The following is a 16,475-nucleotide window of genomic DNA, read 5'->3' as shown; positions in this document are numbered from 1 at the left end:
CGAGGCATCATGGACACACTCAGAAAGGATCTATCCCTGTCAGCCGTCATCGCGGGCTTTATCGCCGTGATCATTTCCTATGCCGGCCCCTTGATCATCGTGTTTCAGGCCGCCAAGGAAGCGCACCTGCCCAACGACGTGGTGTCTTCGTGGATCTGGGCGATTTCCATTGGCAGCGGCATCACCGGCCTGTTCCTCAGTTGGCGCCTGCGGGTTCCGGTGATCACCGCGTGGTCGACACCCGGTGCGGCGTTGCTGGTGTCGATGCTGCCCACGGTGACGCTGCCACAGGCCATCGGTGCGTATGTGGTCGCCTCGGTGATCATTGCCGTGGTGGGTTTGTCCGGCGCCTTCGACAAGTTGATGAGCCGCCTGCCCAAGGCAATCGCGGCTGCCATGCTTGCCGGCATCCTGTTCCGTTTCGGTGCCGAGCTGTTCACCTCGATCAAGCTGCAGCCCGCGCTGGTGTTGTCGATGATCGCGGCCTACCTGATCTTCAAGCGCCTCTCGCCGCGCTACGCGATTCTGTCGGTGCTGATTGTCGGCTGTGCGGCCGCCGCCTCGTTTGGAGAGCTGAACAGTACGGCAATCACCATCGCCGTGGCGCACCCGGTGTTTATCGCGCCGCAGTGGAGCTGGCACGCCATCATCAACATCGGCTTGCCGCTGGCGCTGGTGACGCTGACCGGGCAGTACGTGCCGGGCATGGCGGTGTTGCGCACCTCGGGCTACAACACCCCGGCGCGCTCGATCATTTCGGTGACGGCGATTGGTTCGGTGCTGATGGCGCCGTTCGGCTCCCACGGCGTTAACCTGGCGGCGATCACCGCCGCCATCTGCACCGGCCGCGAAGCCCACGAAGACCGCGACAAACGCTACATCGCCGGGATCGCCTGCGGGGTGTTCTACATTCTCATGGGCACCTTCGGCGCGACCCTAGCCTCGGTGTTTTCCGCCTTGCCTAAAGAGCTGATTGCCTCCCTCGCCGGGCTGGCGCTGTTCGGTGCAATCAGCGCCGGGCTGACCGGGGCTATGGCTGATGAGAAACAACGGGAAGCGGCGTTGATCACTTTCCTGGTCACCGCCTCGGGCATGAGTTTCCTCGGCTTGGCCGCCGCGTTCTGGGGCTTGATCTTTGGGCTGGTCGCCCACTGCGTGCTGACCTACACCCGGGAAAGCAAGGCCGTCGCGATGGCGGGGGGGTAGCCGACCATGAGCCTGCAAAATCTCTATCCCGTCGTTGCCCGTCTGATTGGCCGCGAACGCAATCGCCAGCAAACCCACCCGGCGCCGTGTGATGCGCCTGTGTGAATGTTTTCCAGTGTACTTGCTGAGCGGATGCCCACAAAAAAGCCAACGCGTTGGGGCGTTGGCTTTTTGTGTTTCAGGCAACCGGCTTACATGTTCGGGTAAGTCGGCCCACCTGCGCCTTCCGGCGTGACCCAGGTGATGTTCTGCGAAGGGTCCTTGATGTCACAGGTCTTGCAGTGCACGCAGTTCTGGGCGTTGATCTGGAAGCGCTTCTCGCCGTCTTCCTTGGTGATCACCTCATATACGCCGGCCGGGCAGTAGCGCTGCGCCGGTTCATCATAGAGCGGCAGGTTGGTGCCGATCGGGATGCTCGGGTCCTTGAGCTTCAAGTGGCACGGCTGTTCTTCTTCATGGTTGGTGCTGGAGAGGAACACCGAGCTCAGCTTGTCGAAGCTCAGCTTGCCGTCGGGTTTGGGGTAGTCGATCTTCGTGCTGTCTTTGGCCAGCTTGAGGCAGGCGTAGTCCGGCTTGGTGTCGTGCAGGGTGAACGGCATTTTGCCGCCGAGGATGTTCTGGTCGAACCAGTTGAAGCCAGCGCCGATGATCGGGCCGAACTTGTGCATCGCCGGGCCGAAGTTACGGGTGGCGAACAGTTCTTCGTAGAGCCAGCTGGCTTTGAAACTATCGACGTAGTTGGTCAGCTCGTCACCGCCTTCGGACTCGGCGAACAGACGCTCGGCCACGGCGTCTGCGGCGAGCATGCCGGACTTCATGGCGGTGTGGCTGCCTTTGATCTTGGCCACGTTCATGGTGCCCAGGTCGCAGCCGATCAGCGCGCCGCCCTTGAAGACCATTTTCGGCAGCGAGTTGATGCCGCCCTTGGCCAGCGCACGTGCGCCGTAGCTGATGCGCTTGCCGCCTTCCAGATACTGGGCCAGCACCGGGTGATGCTTGAGGCGCTGGAACTCATCGAACGGCGACAGGAAGGTGTTGCTGTAGGACAGGTCGACGATCAGGCCCACGACCACCTGGTTGTTTTCCAGGTGATACAGGAAGGAGCCGCCGGTGTTCTCGTTGCTCATGATGTCCAGCGGCCAACCGGCGGTGTGGACCACCAGGCCTGGCTGGTGCTTGGCCGGGTCGATTTCCCAGATTTCCTTGAGGCCGATGCCGTAGTGCTGGGCGTCGGCGTCGCTGTCCAGGTTGAAGCGTTTGATCAGTTGCTTGCCGATATGGCCACGGCAGCCTTCGGCGAACAGCGTGTACTTGCCACGCAGTTCCATGCCGGGGGTGTACACGCCTTCCTTGGGATTGCCTTCGCGGTCGACGCCGAGGTCACCGGTGATGATCCCGCGTACCACCCCGTTCTCGTCGAACAGGGCTTCCTGGGCGGCGAAGCCTGGGTAGACTTCCACGCCGAGGTTTTCGGCCTGTTGGGCCAGCCAGCGGCACAGGTTGCCGAGGGAAATGATGTAGTTGCCTTCGTTGTGCATGGTCTTGGGCACAAAGAAGTCAGGCACTTTGGTGGAGGCTTCGGGGCTGCGCAGTACATAAATGTCATCGCGCACCACGGGGGTGTTGAGCGGGGCGCCGAGTGCTTTCCAGTCCGGGAACAGTTCGTTCAGGGCGCGCGGTTCAAACACGGCACCGGAGAGGATGTGTGCGCCGACTTCGGAGCCTTTCTCGACCACGCAGACGCTGATTTCCTTACCGGCTTCGGCGGCCTTCTGCTTCAGTCGGCAGGCGGCGGACAGGCCAGCCGGGCCAGCGCCGACGATGACCACGTCGAATTCCATGTATTCGCGTTCCACAGGCTATCTCCTACTCAAGGCTCAACAGGCTTTTTTTCTAATGGGTGGAGGTTCGGTGTCGTCTTGCGGCAACGGCAAGACCCACCTTTCTCTCTAGGTGGCGCATTATATATAGACCACTGTCAGCGTCCAATACAAACGTTTGTTTGAATTGCCCGCAGGCTAGGTAAATCAAAGCAACGCGGCTTATGACTGGCCATTTTGGCGTATTGACCAGAATAGGCGTTCCAGTCAATATACGGTCGGTTTTGCGCTTACCGTAGGCAGACAGCAGGTTTCAAGAGCACGTCCAAAAGCGAAACAGGTGACGCGCGCCTAAACACCGGCGCGCAGTTTACACGCCGCGATAAAGAATGACCTCTCAGTCACCACTGACGAACGGTCATCATTTCCCGTGAGCAAGGTCATTTGTCCAGGTTTTGGAGGTGCCCTTGTGTGCCGATGAGCATCAACCGCCAGGTTCGCCTAGGCGACTTTCTTTTCACCGGAGAGTAACGAGGAATCCATGAAGGTTCTTGTAGCTGTCAAACGCGTTGTCGATTACAACGTGAAAGTTCGCGTCAAGGCGGACAATTCCGGCGTCGACCTTGCTAACGTCAAGATGTCGATGAACCCATTCTGTGAAATCGCCGTGGAAGAAGCCGTACGCCTGAAAGAAAAAGGCGTGGCGACTGAAATCGTCGTGGTTTCCATCGGCCCAACCACTGCTCAAGAGCAACTGCGTACCGCCCTGGCACTGGGTGCCGACCGCGCCGTGCTGGTCGAGTCCGCGCACGAGCTGACCTCCCTGGCCGTTGCCAAGTTGCTCAAGGCCGTTGTCGACAAGGAGCAGCCTCAACTGGTGATCCTCGGCAAACAAGCCATCGACAGCGACAACAACCAGACTGGCCAGATGCTGGCTGCACTGACCGGTTATGGCCAGGGCACCTTCGCTTCGAAAGTCGAAGTGAGCGGCGACAGCGTTGCCGTCACCCGTGAAATCGACGGCGGCGCGCAGACGGTTTCCCTGAAACTGCCGGCCATCGTCACCACCGACCTGCGTTTGAACGAGCCGCGTTATGCGTCCCTGCCAAACATCATGAAAGCCAAGAAGAAGCCTCTTGAAGTGCTGACTCCGGATGCTTTGGGCGTTTCCACCGCCTCCACCAACAAGACTGTCAAAGTCGAAGCGCCGGCTGCACGCAGCGCGGGCATCAAGGTCAAGTCGGTGGCTGAACTGGTCGAGAAACTGAAAAACGAAGCGAAGGTAATCTAATCATGACTATCTTGGTAATCGCAGAACACGACAATAAGGTTGTGGCCCCCGCCACCCTGAATACCGTGGCTGCTGCCGCTAAAATCGGTGGCGATATTCATGTGCTGGTAGCCGGTCAAGGCGCTGGCGCTGTGGCTGAAGCCGCTGCGAAAATCGCCGGTGTGAGCAAAGTACTGCTGGCCGACAACGCCGCCTACGCTCACCAACTGCCGGAAAACGTAGCTCCGTTGATCGCAGAGCTGGGCGCTGGCTACAGCCATATCCTGGCTGCCGCCACCTCCAACGGCAAAAACATCCTGCCACGCGTTGCCGCGCAGCTGGACGTTGACCAGATCTCCGAGATCGTTTCGGTCGAAAGCGCCGACACCTTCAAGCGCCCGATCTATGCCGGTAACGCGATTGCCACCGTGCAATCGACCGCTGCCATCAAAGTGATCACCGTGCGTGCCACCGGTTTCGACCCGGTTGCCGCTGAAGGTGGTTCGGCTGCCGTTGAAGCCGTCGCTGCTGCCCACGACGCTGGCACCTCCAGCTTTGTCGGCGAAGAGCTGGCCAAGTCGGATCGCCCTGAGCTGACCGCTGCCAAGATCGTCGTTTCCGGCGGTCGTGGCATGCAGAACGGTGACAACTTCAAGCACCTGTACGCCCTGGCCGACAAGCTGGGCGCTGCGGTTGGCGCTTCCCGCGCGGCCGTCGACGCAGGTTTTGTACCCAACGACATGCAGGTCGGCCAGACCGGCAAGATCGTTGCGCCACAGCTGTACATCGCCGTCGGTATCTCCGGCGCGATCCAGCACTTGGCCGGTATGAAAGACTCCAAAGTGATCGTCGCGATCAACAAGGACGAAGAAGCGCCGATCTTCCAGGTGGCCGATTACGGCCTGGTGGCGGACTTGTTCGACGCCGTACCTGAGTTGGAGAAGCTGGTCTAATCCAGCCGCTTCACTTATAAAGAGCCCGGTCTTATGACCGGGCTTTTTTTTGCCCGGGCTTTTTTGAACATCGGAGAAACCGCCATGGAACTGCGCCCCTGGGCCGTACTGCTGGGCCTTACGCTACTGCCGAGCCTGACCCTGGCCGCCGGTAAATGCGAGCGCCTGGTGATCACCGGCAGCCCGGACGCACCGCCGTTGCTATGGCGTGACCCCCAAGACCCGACGCATCTGATCGGTGCCACCGCTGACGTCTTGCAGCAACTGGCCAAGGACCTTGGGTTGAAAATCGACCTGCTCTACGGCGGCAAACGTTCCCTAGCCCTGGACGAAGTGCGCAGCGGGCGCATGGACATCCTTGCCGATGCGCCATTGAATCTCGGCGAGCTGGACAATCTCGACTACATCCACCCGGCGTTGGTGCAGACCGATTATCTCGTCTGGACGCGCAAGGACTCGGCCTTGGTCTATACCACCGCTGCCGATCTGCACGGGCATAAGGGTGCAGTGTCGGAACGTTCGCGGTTGAGTGCCGGATTCGAGACATTCGCCGCTGAGCAATTGACCCTGCAGCGCCTGCCAACGTTGACGCCGGCGTTCCAGAAACTGCTGCTGGGAGAAGTGGACTACGTGCTGGCCGGACGTTACTCCGGCATGGCGATGGCCCAGACGCTGGGCATGAGCCATGACCTGGTTGCTCGCGATATGCCTATTGACCAGCCGGGCCTGTACCTGGCGATTTCCCACAACTCGGCCTGCAATGATCCGTGGTTGCGCGGACAGCTCGCTAAAAAGATGACAGAATTGTCCTCCTCCGGTGTGGCACAAGCAGCGTTGCAGAGCAATCTGGAGCGCTGGAAAGCGCAGTTGCAGCAACCCGTTGGCACTCCAGCAAAGTAAGGATTTTCAGTGAATCTTCGACCCCTTTTCGCGGCCCTCGCCGTTGTCGCTCTGGCGGGATGTGCAACCGATCCTGCGCCGAATGAACAAATGCGCCTCACCCAGCAAGCCCTGGAACAAGCCAGTGCGGTGGGGGCAAACGCGGATGAATCGCCTGAATTGAAACTGGCCGAAGCCAAATTCGCCCGCGCCAAGGGCAGCATGGCCGACGAATCCTACAAGAACGCCCGCATGCGCGCCGAGCAAGCGGAACTGGACGCACGCCTGGCCGAAGCCCAAGTGCTGACCCGCAAGAGCCAGGAACAACTGAACGTGCTTAACACCCGCATTACGCGCTTGCGCAAGCAGTTGCAGTTGGGAGAAGCCCAATGAGCCCGCTGATCCGTGGTCTGAGCGGTGCCGTGTTGCTGGGCAGTGCAGTGCTGGGCGGTTGCGCCAGCCACCCGAGCGGCGAGCAAGCCTTGCAACAGGCCGGCAGCGATTTCCAGAAGGTCAAGGAAGACGCCAATGTGCTGCGTATCGCGCCCAAGGACGTGATTCGCGCCGGTGAATCCCTGGCACGGGCCGATCGTTTGTCCAGCTACTGGGGCAGCGGTGCCGACGTGGTGCATTACGCCTACCTAAGCCAGCGCTACAGTGCCATCGCCCGTGAACACACCGAGCAGGCCCTCAACGAAGAGCGCGCCGCCAAGCTCGAACTGGAACGCCAACGCCTGCAATTGGCCCTGCGTGAAAGCAAGTTGATCAGCGTGCAGCAACAGGGCAAATGGCTCGAAGAACAGATCGCCAGCCTGACCACCACCCAGACCGATCGCGGCCTGGTGATGACCTTGGGCGATGTGCTGTTCGACACTGGCGAGGCAGAGCTGAAAAACTCGGCCAACCGCACCGTGCTGAAAATCGTGCAGTTCCTGCAACTGAACCCCAAGCGCGTAGTGCGCATCGAGGGTTACGCCGACAATACCGGCGGCCAGCAGGAAAACCTCAAACTGTCCCGTGACCGCGCGCAATCGGTGGCTGATGTGCTGGTGGACCTGGGGATCGACGAGAAGCGCATCCACGTCGAAGGCTATGGCGACCAGTACCCGGTGGAGGCCAATGCTTCCGAGCGGGGCCGGGCGCAGAATCGTCGCGTTGAAATAGTCTTCTCGGACGAGAAGGGCCAACTGGGCGCCGCACGCTAGCGCCTTGCACCGATCAAAACTGTGGGAGGGGGCTTGCCCCCGATAGCGGTGGTTCAGTCAATATTTTCGGTGACTGACACTCCGTCATTGGGGTGTAGCCCCCTCCCACAGTTTTCTGCACCCGCCTGAAAACTCTATCCGCCGCCCCTACAGTTTTTACTGTCACTCCCGCCCGCGCTCGACTATTGTGGCAACTGTCCCCGTACACTTCTAAACTGTGCTGGTATGTTTCACACAAAAATAAAATACCCGTGAAATCGAGTGCTGCGTCATGACCAATCTGTTGCTTTACCAACGTATTGCCCAGCAACTGGCTGAGGACATCCGCCGTGGTGTCTATCAGCCGGGTGAGCGCGTGCCTTCGGTCCGCAAGATGAGTTCCCAGCTCAATGTGAGCCACGCCACGGTATTGCAGGCCTACGCCAACCTGGAAGACCAGGGGCTGATCCGTGCGCGGCCGCAGTCCGGCTACTACGTGCACCAGACGCCAGCGCTCACTGCGCCGACGCCGGACATTGCACGGGTCGAGCGCCCGGGGTTGGTCACACGCAGCAGCATTATCCAGCAGGTATTGGGCGAGTCGCGCCGCGAAGGCGTGTTCCCGCTAGGCGCAGCGGTGCCGAGTGTCGACTACTTGCCAGTGCGGGCGTTGCACCAGCAATTGGCCAAGGTCACGCGGTTCCAGAGCCCGCGCGCATTCAGCTATATGTTCAGCCCCGGTTTCGAGCCGTTGCGCCGCCAGGTGGCGATCCGCATGCGCGATGCCGGCGTGGTGGTGGACCCGTCCGAAGTGGTCATCACCCACGGTTGTGTCGATGCCTTGCAGATGTCGCTGCGCGTGCTGACGCGCCCTGGCGATCTGATTGCAGCGGAATCACCGACCTATTACGGGTTGCTGCAACTGGCCGATCTGCTGGGCCTCAAGGTTATTGAGATCCCCAGCGATCCGTCCACCGGCATGAGCCTGGAAGCCCTGCAACTGGCGGCGAACCAATGGTCGATCAAGGCCCTGGTGCTGACCACGCGCTTGAGCAACCCGCTGGGCGGCACCATGCCCGAGGAGCGGCAGAAACAGTTGCTGCGCCTGGCTTCGGATTTCGATATCCAGATTGTCGAGGACGATATCTACGGCGAACTGATGTTCGAAATCGGCCGCACCAAGGCGCTCAAGGCCTACGACCGACTCGACCGGGTGATCTACTGCTCAAGCTTCTCCAAGACCTTGTCGCCGGGCGTGCGCATCGGCTGGATGATTGCGGGCAAGTACCAGCAAGAGCTCCAGCGCCTGCAAATGTTCAGCACCCACTCGGCGTGCAGCGTCACGCAGATGGGCGTAGCCGCGTATCTGGAGAATGGTGGCTACGACCGGCACCTGCGCTACATCCGCCAGGAATACCGCAAGAACCTCAGTGCTTTTCAGCTGGCGGTGCAGCAGTATTTCCCGGAGGGTACCCAGATGACGCGTCCGACCGGCGGTTTTATCCTGTGGGTCAGTTTGCCGGGGCGGGTCAATACCCAGGAACTGCACGTGCGTGCCCTGCAGCAGGGCATCAGCATCGCGCCGGGGTTGATCTTCAGCAACACCGAGCAGTTCAACCACTGCATTCGCCTCAACTGCGGTACACCCTGGAACCGCGAGGCCGAACGTGCGCTGATGACACTCGGCATGCTGGCCAGCCAGTTATGCCAGGAAACGGCTGCCGGCTTTTGAGGTGTGTTTAACACGTGGTTGAGGCGCACAAAGGGGACAACGGCGATAGTCGGTGTATCACTGTGCTTGTCATGCCGCGTACAACAAGCGAGCATACGGCCCTCTGCCGATAATGCTGTAGGCGATATGACCCCGATTGTTCGCGTTGCTTTGGTGATTGGCCTGTTAAGCCTGTGGAATGTCAGCACGGTGCTGGCGGCAGCGCCTGTGACGGTGGACACGCCTGCTGCCAGCGCCCAACAGAAACCCTCCGCGACGAAACCGGCTGCGGCCAAACAAAGTGCAGTCGCGAAGAAGAAAGCCGCTGCGGCGAAAAAACGTGCGTCGGCTGCTAAAAAGTCCAAATCAGCCCAAGAAGTGGCACAGACCCAATTGCCACCGGCACAGTTGGACCTGTCGCTGCCTTCGGACATGGTCAGGCACTTGCAACCCCTTGGCACGATGCCCAGGCCCAAGAGCGTGCCATTGCTGCCACCGATGTTCGGTGAAAAGCCTACCGATAACAGCGCGTTCCAGATCAACGGCCGTTTGCTCAGCAATGAGATGAAGCTGCAACTGCGCAACGAAGAGCGGCGCGATGTGGAAGGCGCAGCGTTGGAATTCGAGTTCAAGCAGTAAACTTTTCCTGCTCGCGTGACGCCAGCGGCTGACCATCTGTCGCAGACTGGTCGGTCACGTTTGTTTTGTGCGAAAAACCCCTGTTACACCATTTTAAAACGGCTGTTTAAGGGCGTACTCTAGCCCGGCCATCCCTATTGAGTCGTCGAGGACCTGCTGGTCATGAATTGCCGTGAAGGCTGTGGCGCCTGCTGCATCGCCCCCTCCATCAGTTCGCCGTTACCGGGAATGCCCAATGGCAAACCGGCAGGCGAACGCTGCCTGCACCTGTCGGTCGAACAACTGTGCCAGCTGTTCGGGCAACCAGAGCGCCCGGCAGTGTGCAGTGATTTCAAGGCGGATATCGATGTCTGTGGCACCGACCAGGCCGATGCGATCCGGTTGATCGGCTGGTGGGAGCAGATGACGGCGGCTTGATGGGCTTTACTATCGGAACGTCAACAATAAGGAATACAACAATGGGTTCGCTGAAACGAATGGCTGTGCTGTGCGGGTTTACGGTGTTGTTTGCTGCCACTGCCCAGGCTGAGGATTGGCAAGTCGCGAAGGATGAAGACGGCATCAAGATCTCGCTTAGCGAAGTTGCCGGTTCCAAATACAAGGCGTATCGCGGTGTCACCGTGATCAACGCGCCGGTGGCCAAGATCCAGGCCCTGCAAGAAGACGTGGCGGGTGCGTGTTCATGGATTCACGAGTGCAAATCCCAGAAACTGGTGGATAAGAAGGGCGATGAGGCTTGGACCTATACCCAGTTCAAGGCGCCGTTCCCGGTGACCGATCGTGATTCGTATATCCATGTCACCACCACCAAAAACGCCGATGGCAGCGTAACCCGCACCTTGCAGGGCGTACCTACCTACAAGCCGGAAGAAAAAGGCTACGTGCGTGTGGCGCAGGTCGAAGGCTTCTGGAAGCTGGTCCCCAAGGGTGATAACCAGACCGAAGTGACCTACCAGGTCCACACCGAGCCAGGCGGCAGCGTGCCTTCGTGGCTGGCCAACAAGTTTGTGGTGGACGCTCCGTTCAACACCTTGAAAGCCCTCAAGGAACACGCTGAAAAATAAGCGCAGGTGATCCGGTGCCTCCAACCTTGAGTGGAACGTTTGCCCAGCCCTCAAGGTCCAGATAAAGGTAAGCCCATACACGGGCTTTATCGAGGAGGCACCGATGCAAACGTGGCAGATTACCTTTGTTGATGATCACGGCGAGACCTCCGTGCAGCAGTTCACCTGCGATCAAAAGCCCAGCCTCGAAGATGCGGCACACATGATTCGCGCAAAGCTTGTGCCGGTGGCCGCCGAACTGGACCTCAATGACCTTGAGGGGCGCAAGCCCGAGCCTACGGTCAAAATCCTCAAAGACCAGAACAGCATTCAAATCCTCGACATCTCTCCCGCCCCCTGAATATTTCCCGTATGCCATCCAGGCACCTCTGGTGGAGGTGATAGCTTCGCGCTACTCTGCAAGTGAGATCAGCGAATGAATCGCTAAGGTCTGGTCTTGTCAGCTACATGCTTGTTTTCCAGCGGTGATGTCATTGCCGTAGTACTCGCGCCAGTAGGGTGCGGGCTTCGGGAAGCACGGAAAGTCTATCCATCGGTTTGAGGAGGACGTTTCATGAGCACAGCCTATCAAGAAGACATCAGCACCAACGTTCTGCGCCGCATGAAAGAAGGCGGTTTCGACTTTTCACGTTTTCACCCCATCGAGTTCTACGCCATTTTCCCGGATGAGGAACGGGCGCGCAGGGCTGCGGGTGAGTTTCGTGGAGAATCCCTGAATGCCCAGGTCAGCGCGCGCGACGATGGCGCCTGGTACTTGGAACTGAGCAAGATCATGTTCGCCACCTACGACGGCATAGGAGATTTCGAGCAAGACTTTGGGGCGGTGGTCGAGCCCCTGGGCGGGATCATCGAAGGATGGGGCGTCAAGCAGGAGGTGCGTGGGTTACCCATGTAGTGATTGATTTTATGAGCAGCGCAGCGTATCGGCTGACCTTTGGGTCGGCCGATTTTGTTTGGGGCACTGAAAACTCGCGGAACTTGTGCGGATGTTTCGCGCACCAAAAAAAAGCCACCCGAAAAGGGTGGCCTAAAGGGAAGACCGAAGGAGCCGGTCGGTGCATGAGGCACCAAGGTACCGGTTGCGTAATGGTTAAGGCTGTAGGACGTATCCTGTTCAGCGGATGCAGACGATTATCCGCAGACTGGGTCGGGCAGTGAAATCAACTCTGGCTATGCTGTTGATAGTCAAAGCCCGCATTGTGATGAGGCGCTCGACGGTACGCCGGGCATTCTGCGCACCAGGACGGTGCGATCAGGTTCTTGCGTTTATTTAACTCACTGATTTTTAAGTGTTTATGCCGCTGGCACGGGCCTTGCGATGGTTCTTGCGTCCGGGTGACAAGGAGTACGGCATGATCCGCACTTATTACGACGAAATGTACGACGGGGCAGGGCAGGTACGCCCCCATTACCGCGAGTTCGCCCGCTGGTTAGCCGAAACCCCCGCAGAACTGCTGGCCCAGCGCCGGCGTGAAGCCGACTTGCTGTTTCACCGCGCCGGGATCACCTTCACGCTGTACGGGGACGAGCAAGGCACCGAGCGCCTGATTCCCTTCGACACCATACCCCGCAGCATCCCGGCCAGCGAATGGCGAATCGTCGAGCGCGGCTGCATCCAGCGGGTCAAGGCGTTGAATATGTTTCTCGCCGACCTGTACCACGAGCAGCGCATTATCAAGGCCGGCATCATCCCCGCCGAGCAGGTGTTGGCCAACGAGCAATACCAATTGGCGATGCAGGGCCTGAACCTGCACCGTGATCTGTATTCCCACGTCTCCGGCGTCGACCTCGTACGCGATGGCGACGGTACTTACTACGTGCTGGAGGACAACCTGCGTACCCCCAGCGGCGTGAGCTACATGCTCGAAGACCGCAAGATGATGATGCGCCTGTTCCCCGAACTGTTCGCTGCCCAGCGTATCGCGCCCATCGACCATTACCCGAACCTGTTGCTCGACACCCTGAAAAGCTCCAGCCCCCTGGATAACCCCAGCGTGGTGGTACTGACGCCGGGGCGTTTCAACAGCGCATTCTTTGAACACGCATTCCTCGCCCGGGAAATGGGTGTGGAACTGGTGGAGGGCGCCGACCTGTTCGTGCGCGACGACCGCGTGTTCATGCGCACCACCGACGGCCCCAAGGCCGTGGATGTGATCTACCGCCGCCTCGACGACGCGTTCCTCGACCCGCTGGCGTTCAACCCTGACTCCATGCTCGGTGTGCCCGGCCTGCTGGCGGCCTATCGCTCCGGCAACGTGGTGCTGGCCAACGCCATCGGCACCGGAGTGGCGGATGACAAATCGGTGTACCCCTTTGTCACCGAGATGATCCGTTTCTACCTGGATGAAGAGCCGATCCTCAAGAACGTGCCCACCTTCCAGTGCCGTAAACCTGACGAATTGTCCCACGTGCTGGCTAACCTGCCAGACCTGGTGGTCAAGGAGACCCAAGGTTCCGGCGGCTACGGCATGCTCGTGGGCCCGGCGTCCACGGCGGCGGAAATCGAAGCGTTCCGTGCGCGTATCAAGGCCAAGCCACACGCCTATATCGCCCAGCCAACGCTGTGTTTATCCACGTGCCCGACGTTTGTCGACAACGGTATCGCCCCGCGGCATATCGACCTGCGCCCGTTTGTGCTGTCGGGCAAGGAAACCCGGGTGGTGCCTGGCGGCTTGACCCGCGTGGCGCTGCGCGAAGGTTCGCTGGTGGTCAACTCGTCCCAGGGCGGCGGCACCAAAGACACCTGGGTGGTTGAGGACTGAATGCCATGTTGAGTAGAACTGCCTCGGATTTGTACTGGATGTCGCGCTATCTGGAGCGCGCCGAAAACCTCGCGCGCATGCTCGATGTCAGCTATTCGCTGTCGCTGATGCCCCAGGACGGGCGCGGCGATGGCCTGCACGAACTGGCGATGCCGCTGCTGATCACTGGCACGCTGGATGATTACCGCGAACGCCACGGTGAATTGCACGCCGAACACCTGCTGCACTTCTTTGCCCTGGACGCGGCCAACCCGGCGAGCATCTACAGCTGCCTCGGCGCGGCGCGGGCCAGTGCCCATGCGGTGCGTGGGCGAATTACCGCCGACATGTGGGAAAACATCAACGCCACGTGGTTGGATATTCGTGATATCGCCCAGCAAGGCCTTAGCCGCTACGGCATGAGCCGCTTCTGTGAGTGGGTCAAGGAACGCTCCCATCTGTTTCGGGGTGCGACCTACGGCACCATCATGCGCAACGATGCTTTCCGTTTTATTCGCCTGGGCACCTTTATCGAGCGCGCCGACAACACCCTGCGATTGCTCGATGCCCGTTATGAAATGGCCGGCGACCGCGCCGAAGCCGTCACCGATGGTACGGCCCACGCCTACTATCAATGGAGTGCATTGCTGCGCGCGTTGTCGTCGTTCGAGGCCTACACCGAGATCTATCGCGATGCCCCCGGCGCCCGGCAAGTTGCCGAACTGCTGCTGCTACGCGCCGATGTACCGCGTTCGCTACGGGCGTGCAGCGAAGAAATCGACCAGATCCTGGCCAGCCTGCCCGGCCTCAACGGTCGACCGGCCCAGCGCCTGGCCGCCGAGATGGACGCGCGCCTGCGCTTTACCGCCATCGATGAAATCCTGGAGGAAGGCCTGCACGCCTGGCTGACCGACTTTATCCCCTTGGTCCGCCAGTTGGGCGACGCCATCTACAGTTCCTACCTGGAGGCCGCATGAGACTCTCCATCAGCCACGAAACCACCTACCACTACGAAGACCAGGTGCGTGCCAGCATCCAGTACCTGCGCCTGACGCCCCACGACAGCGAGCGCCAGCATGTACTCAGTTGGCAACTGGACCTGCCGCGCCCGGTGCGCGCCCAGGTAGACCCTTTCGGCAATATCCTGCATGTGCTGACCCTGGACGAACCCCACGATGCCATCATCATCGGCGCCCGTGGCCAGGTGGACATCGACGAGTTGCGCGAGGCCGAGCATGAGAGCCAGTCGGCGTTTCCGTTCCTGCGCTGCACCCGCCTGACCGAGCCGGATGAAGCCTTGCGCAACTTTGCCGCACAGCACTGCCATCAGCGTCGCGACCGCACGGCGTTGATCGACCTGATGCACGCGCTCAACCACGTGATGGTCTATACGCCGGGCGCCACCGAAGTCGACACCTGCGCTGCCCAGGCCTTCGCCGGCGCTGCGGGCGTGTGCCAGGACCATACCCACGCGTTCCTGGCCTGTGCACGCAGCCTGGGGATTCCTGCGCGCTACGTGTCGGGGTATTTGTACACCGAAGACAGCACGCACCTGGCCAGCCACGCCTGGGCCGAAGCCTGGCTGGATGACGCCTGGTACAGCTTTGACGTGACCAACCAATTGGCGCGGCCGGAGCGCCATCTCAAGCTGGCCGTTGGCCTCGATTACCTGGATGCCTGCCCGGTGCGTGGCATGCGCCGTGGCGGCGGGCATGAGCAGATGCACGCCAAGGTGTTTGTGGCGCCGACGCCGGTGGTTTCCGTACAGCAGCAGTAAGCGACAAGTTGATAGCGATTTCGGTGGTGAGCAGGCCTCTGTGGTGAACGGGCTTCTGTGGTGAGCGGGCTTGCCCCGCGCTGGGCTGCGAAGCAGCCCCAATAAAAGCAGAATGCGGTGTGCCAGACATTACGCGGCGGATGGTTTTGGGGCTGCTTCGCAGCCCAGCGCGGGGCAAGCCCGCTCGCCACAAACAGCTCGCTCAACCTAACCAGCCAGTTCACTTGCTTCACGGCTGCTGCTTACGGCTCGCCATATGCTTCAAATAGCCCACCAATAAATCCAGCTCGCTGTCAGGCAACACACTGGCAGCGAAAGCTGGCATCTTCGCCTGTGGCCAATGCCTCAGACTCTGTGGGTCACGGATATAGCGCTTGAGGAAATCTGCGCTGAAATATTCCGTAGGGCTGTAGGGAATATTCAGATCCGGACCCACCTGCGCATCGCCGGCGCCATTGAGGCGATGGCACGCCAGGCAATTTTTCTGGAACAGTGCAAAGCCCTGGTTGATGGGATCATTCGTTGCCAGTTTCGGGTCGGGCAGCAGCGCCGGAAACCGCTCCGCCACGGTCTTTAATTGTTTGATTGCCGAGACTTGGAACGGCCACTGCTCAGGGCTGACATGCCCGGCTTGCGGGTCGGTCCACACCAGATAAAACGGCCCGGCGCTATGTTTACCTTCGCCCAGGGCGGGCCACGGTTGAGCGGGGTCTTCCACCGCCAGCCAGGCGCGGGCGCCGTGTTGTTCCAGCAGCGGTGCGGCGCTGAGTTCGGCAGCGAAGCCATCCAGGGCAACGGCTTGCAGATGACTCTGTGGTGTAAGGCCGGGTAGGAGCACTGCCAGCGGCACTGCGCGATAGGTCATGCTGCGCTTGTAGGAAACATCATCGGTGATCTGTACGGTCTGCGCTTGCGGATGCTTGAGCAGGTCGGCGGTTTGCCAGGATTTGCTGGTATGGTCCAGCTCGATGGTCAGTTGCGCCGCTTCGACAGGCAGGGCAAGCAGTAAGGCGACGAGTGCGAAGATCGGTTTCAAGACAGCAGCCCCGTGTTAAGTGTTGATGGGGCTCACAATAGCGGAAAAACACGCGTAAAAAGGCAGCCCCTGCAACAGGATCGTTTTGCACGAAGGCCTGGCAGGTGCTGCCAAAAAGCTACAGTCCTGATGCGCGGAATGCGCAGGATGTGAGGTCACCCAATAACCTTGGTCAAGTTGGGCAAGATCAGAATC

17 protein-coding genes are annotated in these 16,475 nt (G+C 60.2%); 15 read left to right on the top strand and 2 right to left on the bottom strand.

From position 1 onward, the window contains the following. Positions 1 to 9 precede the first annotated feature (9 nt). Positions 10 to 1,206, top strand: a complete 1,197-nt coding sequence (locus tag PspS35_RS22255) for a benzoate/H(+) symporter BenE family transporter (RefSeq protein WP_159936813.1) — start codon at positions 10 to 12, stop codon at positions 1,204 to 1,206. A gap of 191 nt (positions 1,207 to 1,397) precedes the next feature. Here the strand turns inward: PspS35_RS22255 and PspS35_RS22250 are convergent, their stop codons facing one another. Next, positions 1,398 to 3,062 (bottom strand): electron transfer flavoprotein-ubiquinone oxidoreductase, encoded by a 1,665-nt coding sequence (locus PspS35_RS22250; RefSeq protein WP_159936812.1) that lies wholly within the window; start codon positions 3,060 to 3,062, stop codon positions 1,398 to 1,400. 505 nt (positions 3,063 to 3,567) lie between these two features. Here PspS35_RS22250 and PspS35_RS22245 point away from each other — a divergent pair. The 14 genes from PspS35_RS22245 (at position 3,568) to PspS35_RS22180 (ending at position 15,244) form a co-directional block, all read left to right on the top strand. Beyond that, the gene (locus tag PspS35_RS22245) at positions 3,568 to 4,317 is read left to right on the top strand and encodes an electron transfer flavoprotein subunit beta/FixA family protein (RefSeq protein WP_159936811.1); all 750 of its coding nucleotides are present in this window, start codon (positions 3,568 to 3,570) and stop codon (positions 4,315 to 4,317) included. A 2-nt stretch (positions 4,318 to 4,319) separates the two neighbouring features. Then, positions 4,320 to 5,249 carry an FAD-binding protein gene (locus PspS35_RS22240; protein WP_159936810.1) on the top strand — a complete coding sequence of 310 codons (930 nt, stop codon included), beginning with the start codon at positions 4,320 to 4,322 and terminating at the stop codon, positions 5,247 to 5,249. A gap of 84 nt (positions 5,250 to 5,333) precedes the next feature. Continuing rightward, positions 5,334 to 6,149 carry a transporter substrate-binding domain-containing protein gene (locus PspS35_RS22235; protein WP_159936809.1) on the top strand — a complete coding sequence of 272 codons (816 nt, stop codon included), beginning with the start codon at positions 5,334 to 5,336 and terminating at the stop codon, positions 6,147 to 6,149. 9 nt (positions 6,150 to 6,158) lie between these two features. Beyond that, positions 6,159 to 6,521 carry a DUF4398 domain-containing protein gene (locus PspS35_RS22230; RefSeq protein WP_159936808.1) on the top strand — a complete coding sequence of 121 codons (363 nt, stop codon included), beginning with the start codon at positions 6,159 to 6,161 and terminating at the stop codon, positions 6,519 to 6,521. Next, positions 6,518 to 7,333 (top strand): OmpA family protein, encoded by an 816-nt coding sequence (locus PspS35_RS22225; protein ID WP_159936807.1) that lies wholly within the window; start codon positions 6,518 to 6,520, stop codon positions 7,331 to 7,333. The genes PspS35_RS22230 and PspS35_RS22225 overlap by 4 nt, the downstream gene beginning before the upstream one ends. 271 nt (positions 7,334 to 7,604) lie before the next feature. Next, a complete protein-coding gene (locus tag PspS35_RS22220; RefSeq protein ID WP_159936806.1) occupies positions 7,605 to 9,044 on the top strand; it encodes a PLP-dependent aminotransferase family protein in 1,440 nt (479 codons plus the stop codon). Positions 9,045 to 9,170: 126 nt separating this feature from the next. Then, positions 9,171 to 9,662: a translation initiation factor 2 gene (locus PspS35_RS22215; RefSeq protein WP_159936805.1), complete on the top strand. Its 492-nt coding sequence runs from the start codon at positions 9,171 to 9,173 to the stop codon at positions 9,660 to 9,662. A 162-nt stretch (positions 9,663 to 9,824) separates the two neighbouring features. Then, entirely contained in the window at positions 9,825 to 10,079 is a 255-nt protein-coding gene (locus tag PspS35_RS22210; protein WP_017527406.1) for a YkgJ family cysteine cluster protein, read from the top strand. 41 nt (positions 10,080 to 10,120) lie between these two features. Continuing rightward, the gene (locus PspS35_RS22205; RefSeq protein ID WP_159936804.1) at positions 10,121 to 10,726 is read left to right on the top strand and encodes an START domain-containing protein; all 606 of its coding nucleotides are present in this window, start codon (positions 10,121 to 10,123) and stop codon (positions 10,724 to 10,726) included. A gap of 103 nt (positions 10,727 to 10,829) precedes the next feature. Next, positions 10,830 to 11,066, top strand: a complete 237-nt coding sequence (locus PspS35_RS22200) for a hypothetical protein (protein ID WP_159936803.1) — start codon at positions 10,830 to 10,832, stop codon at positions 11,064 to 11,066. A gap of 213 nt (positions 11,067 to 11,279) precedes the next feature. Continuing rightward, the gene (locus PspS35_RS22195) at positions 11,280 to 11,621 is read left to right on the top strand and encodes a ribonuclease E inhibitor RraB (protein WP_025854181.1); all 342 of its coding nucleotides are present in this window, start codon (positions 11,280 to 11,282) and stop codon (positions 11,619 to 11,621) included. A gap of 457 nt (positions 11,622 to 12,078) precedes the next feature. Beyond that, positions 12,079 to 13,488 carry a circularly permuted type 2 ATP-grasp protein gene (locus PspS35_RS22190; RefSeq protein WP_159936802.1) on the top strand — a complete coding sequence of 470 codons (1,410 nt, stop codon included), beginning with the start codon at positions 12,079 to 12,081 and terminating at the stop codon, positions 13,486 to 13,488. A 5-nt stretch (positions 13,489 to 13,493) separates the two neighbouring features. Then, entirely contained in the window at positions 13,494 to 14,444 is a 951-nt protein-coding gene (locus PspS35_RS22185; RefSeq protein WP_159936801.1) for an alpha-E domain-containing protein, read from the top strand. Further along, positions 14,441 to 15,244 (top strand): transglutaminase family protein, encoded by an 804-nt coding sequence (locus PspS35_RS22180; RefSeq protein ID WP_159936800.1) that lies wholly within the window; start codon positions 14,441 to 14,443, stop codon positions 15,242 to 15,244. Before PspS35_RS22185 ends, PspS35_RS22180 begins: the two co-directional genes overlap by 4 nt. 229 nt (positions 15,245 to 15,473) lie before the next feature. On the opposite strand, the gene PspS35_RS22175 is transcribed toward PspS35_RS22180, so the two are convergent. Next, entirely contained in the window at positions 15,474 to 16,280 is an 807-nt protein-coding gene (locus PspS35_RS22175; protein WP_159936799.1) for a cytochrome c, read from the bottom strand. Positions 16,281 to 16,475: the final 195 nt, after the last annotated feature.

It is taken from the genome of Pseudomonas sp. S35 (genome assembly GCF_009866765.1).
GTDB lineage: Bacteria > Pseudomonadota > Gammaproteobacteria > Pseudomonadales > Pseudomonadaceae > Aquipseudomonas.
Note: the sequence above shows the minus strand (reverse complement) of the source record. Positions and strands in the feature narration are given on the sequence as shown.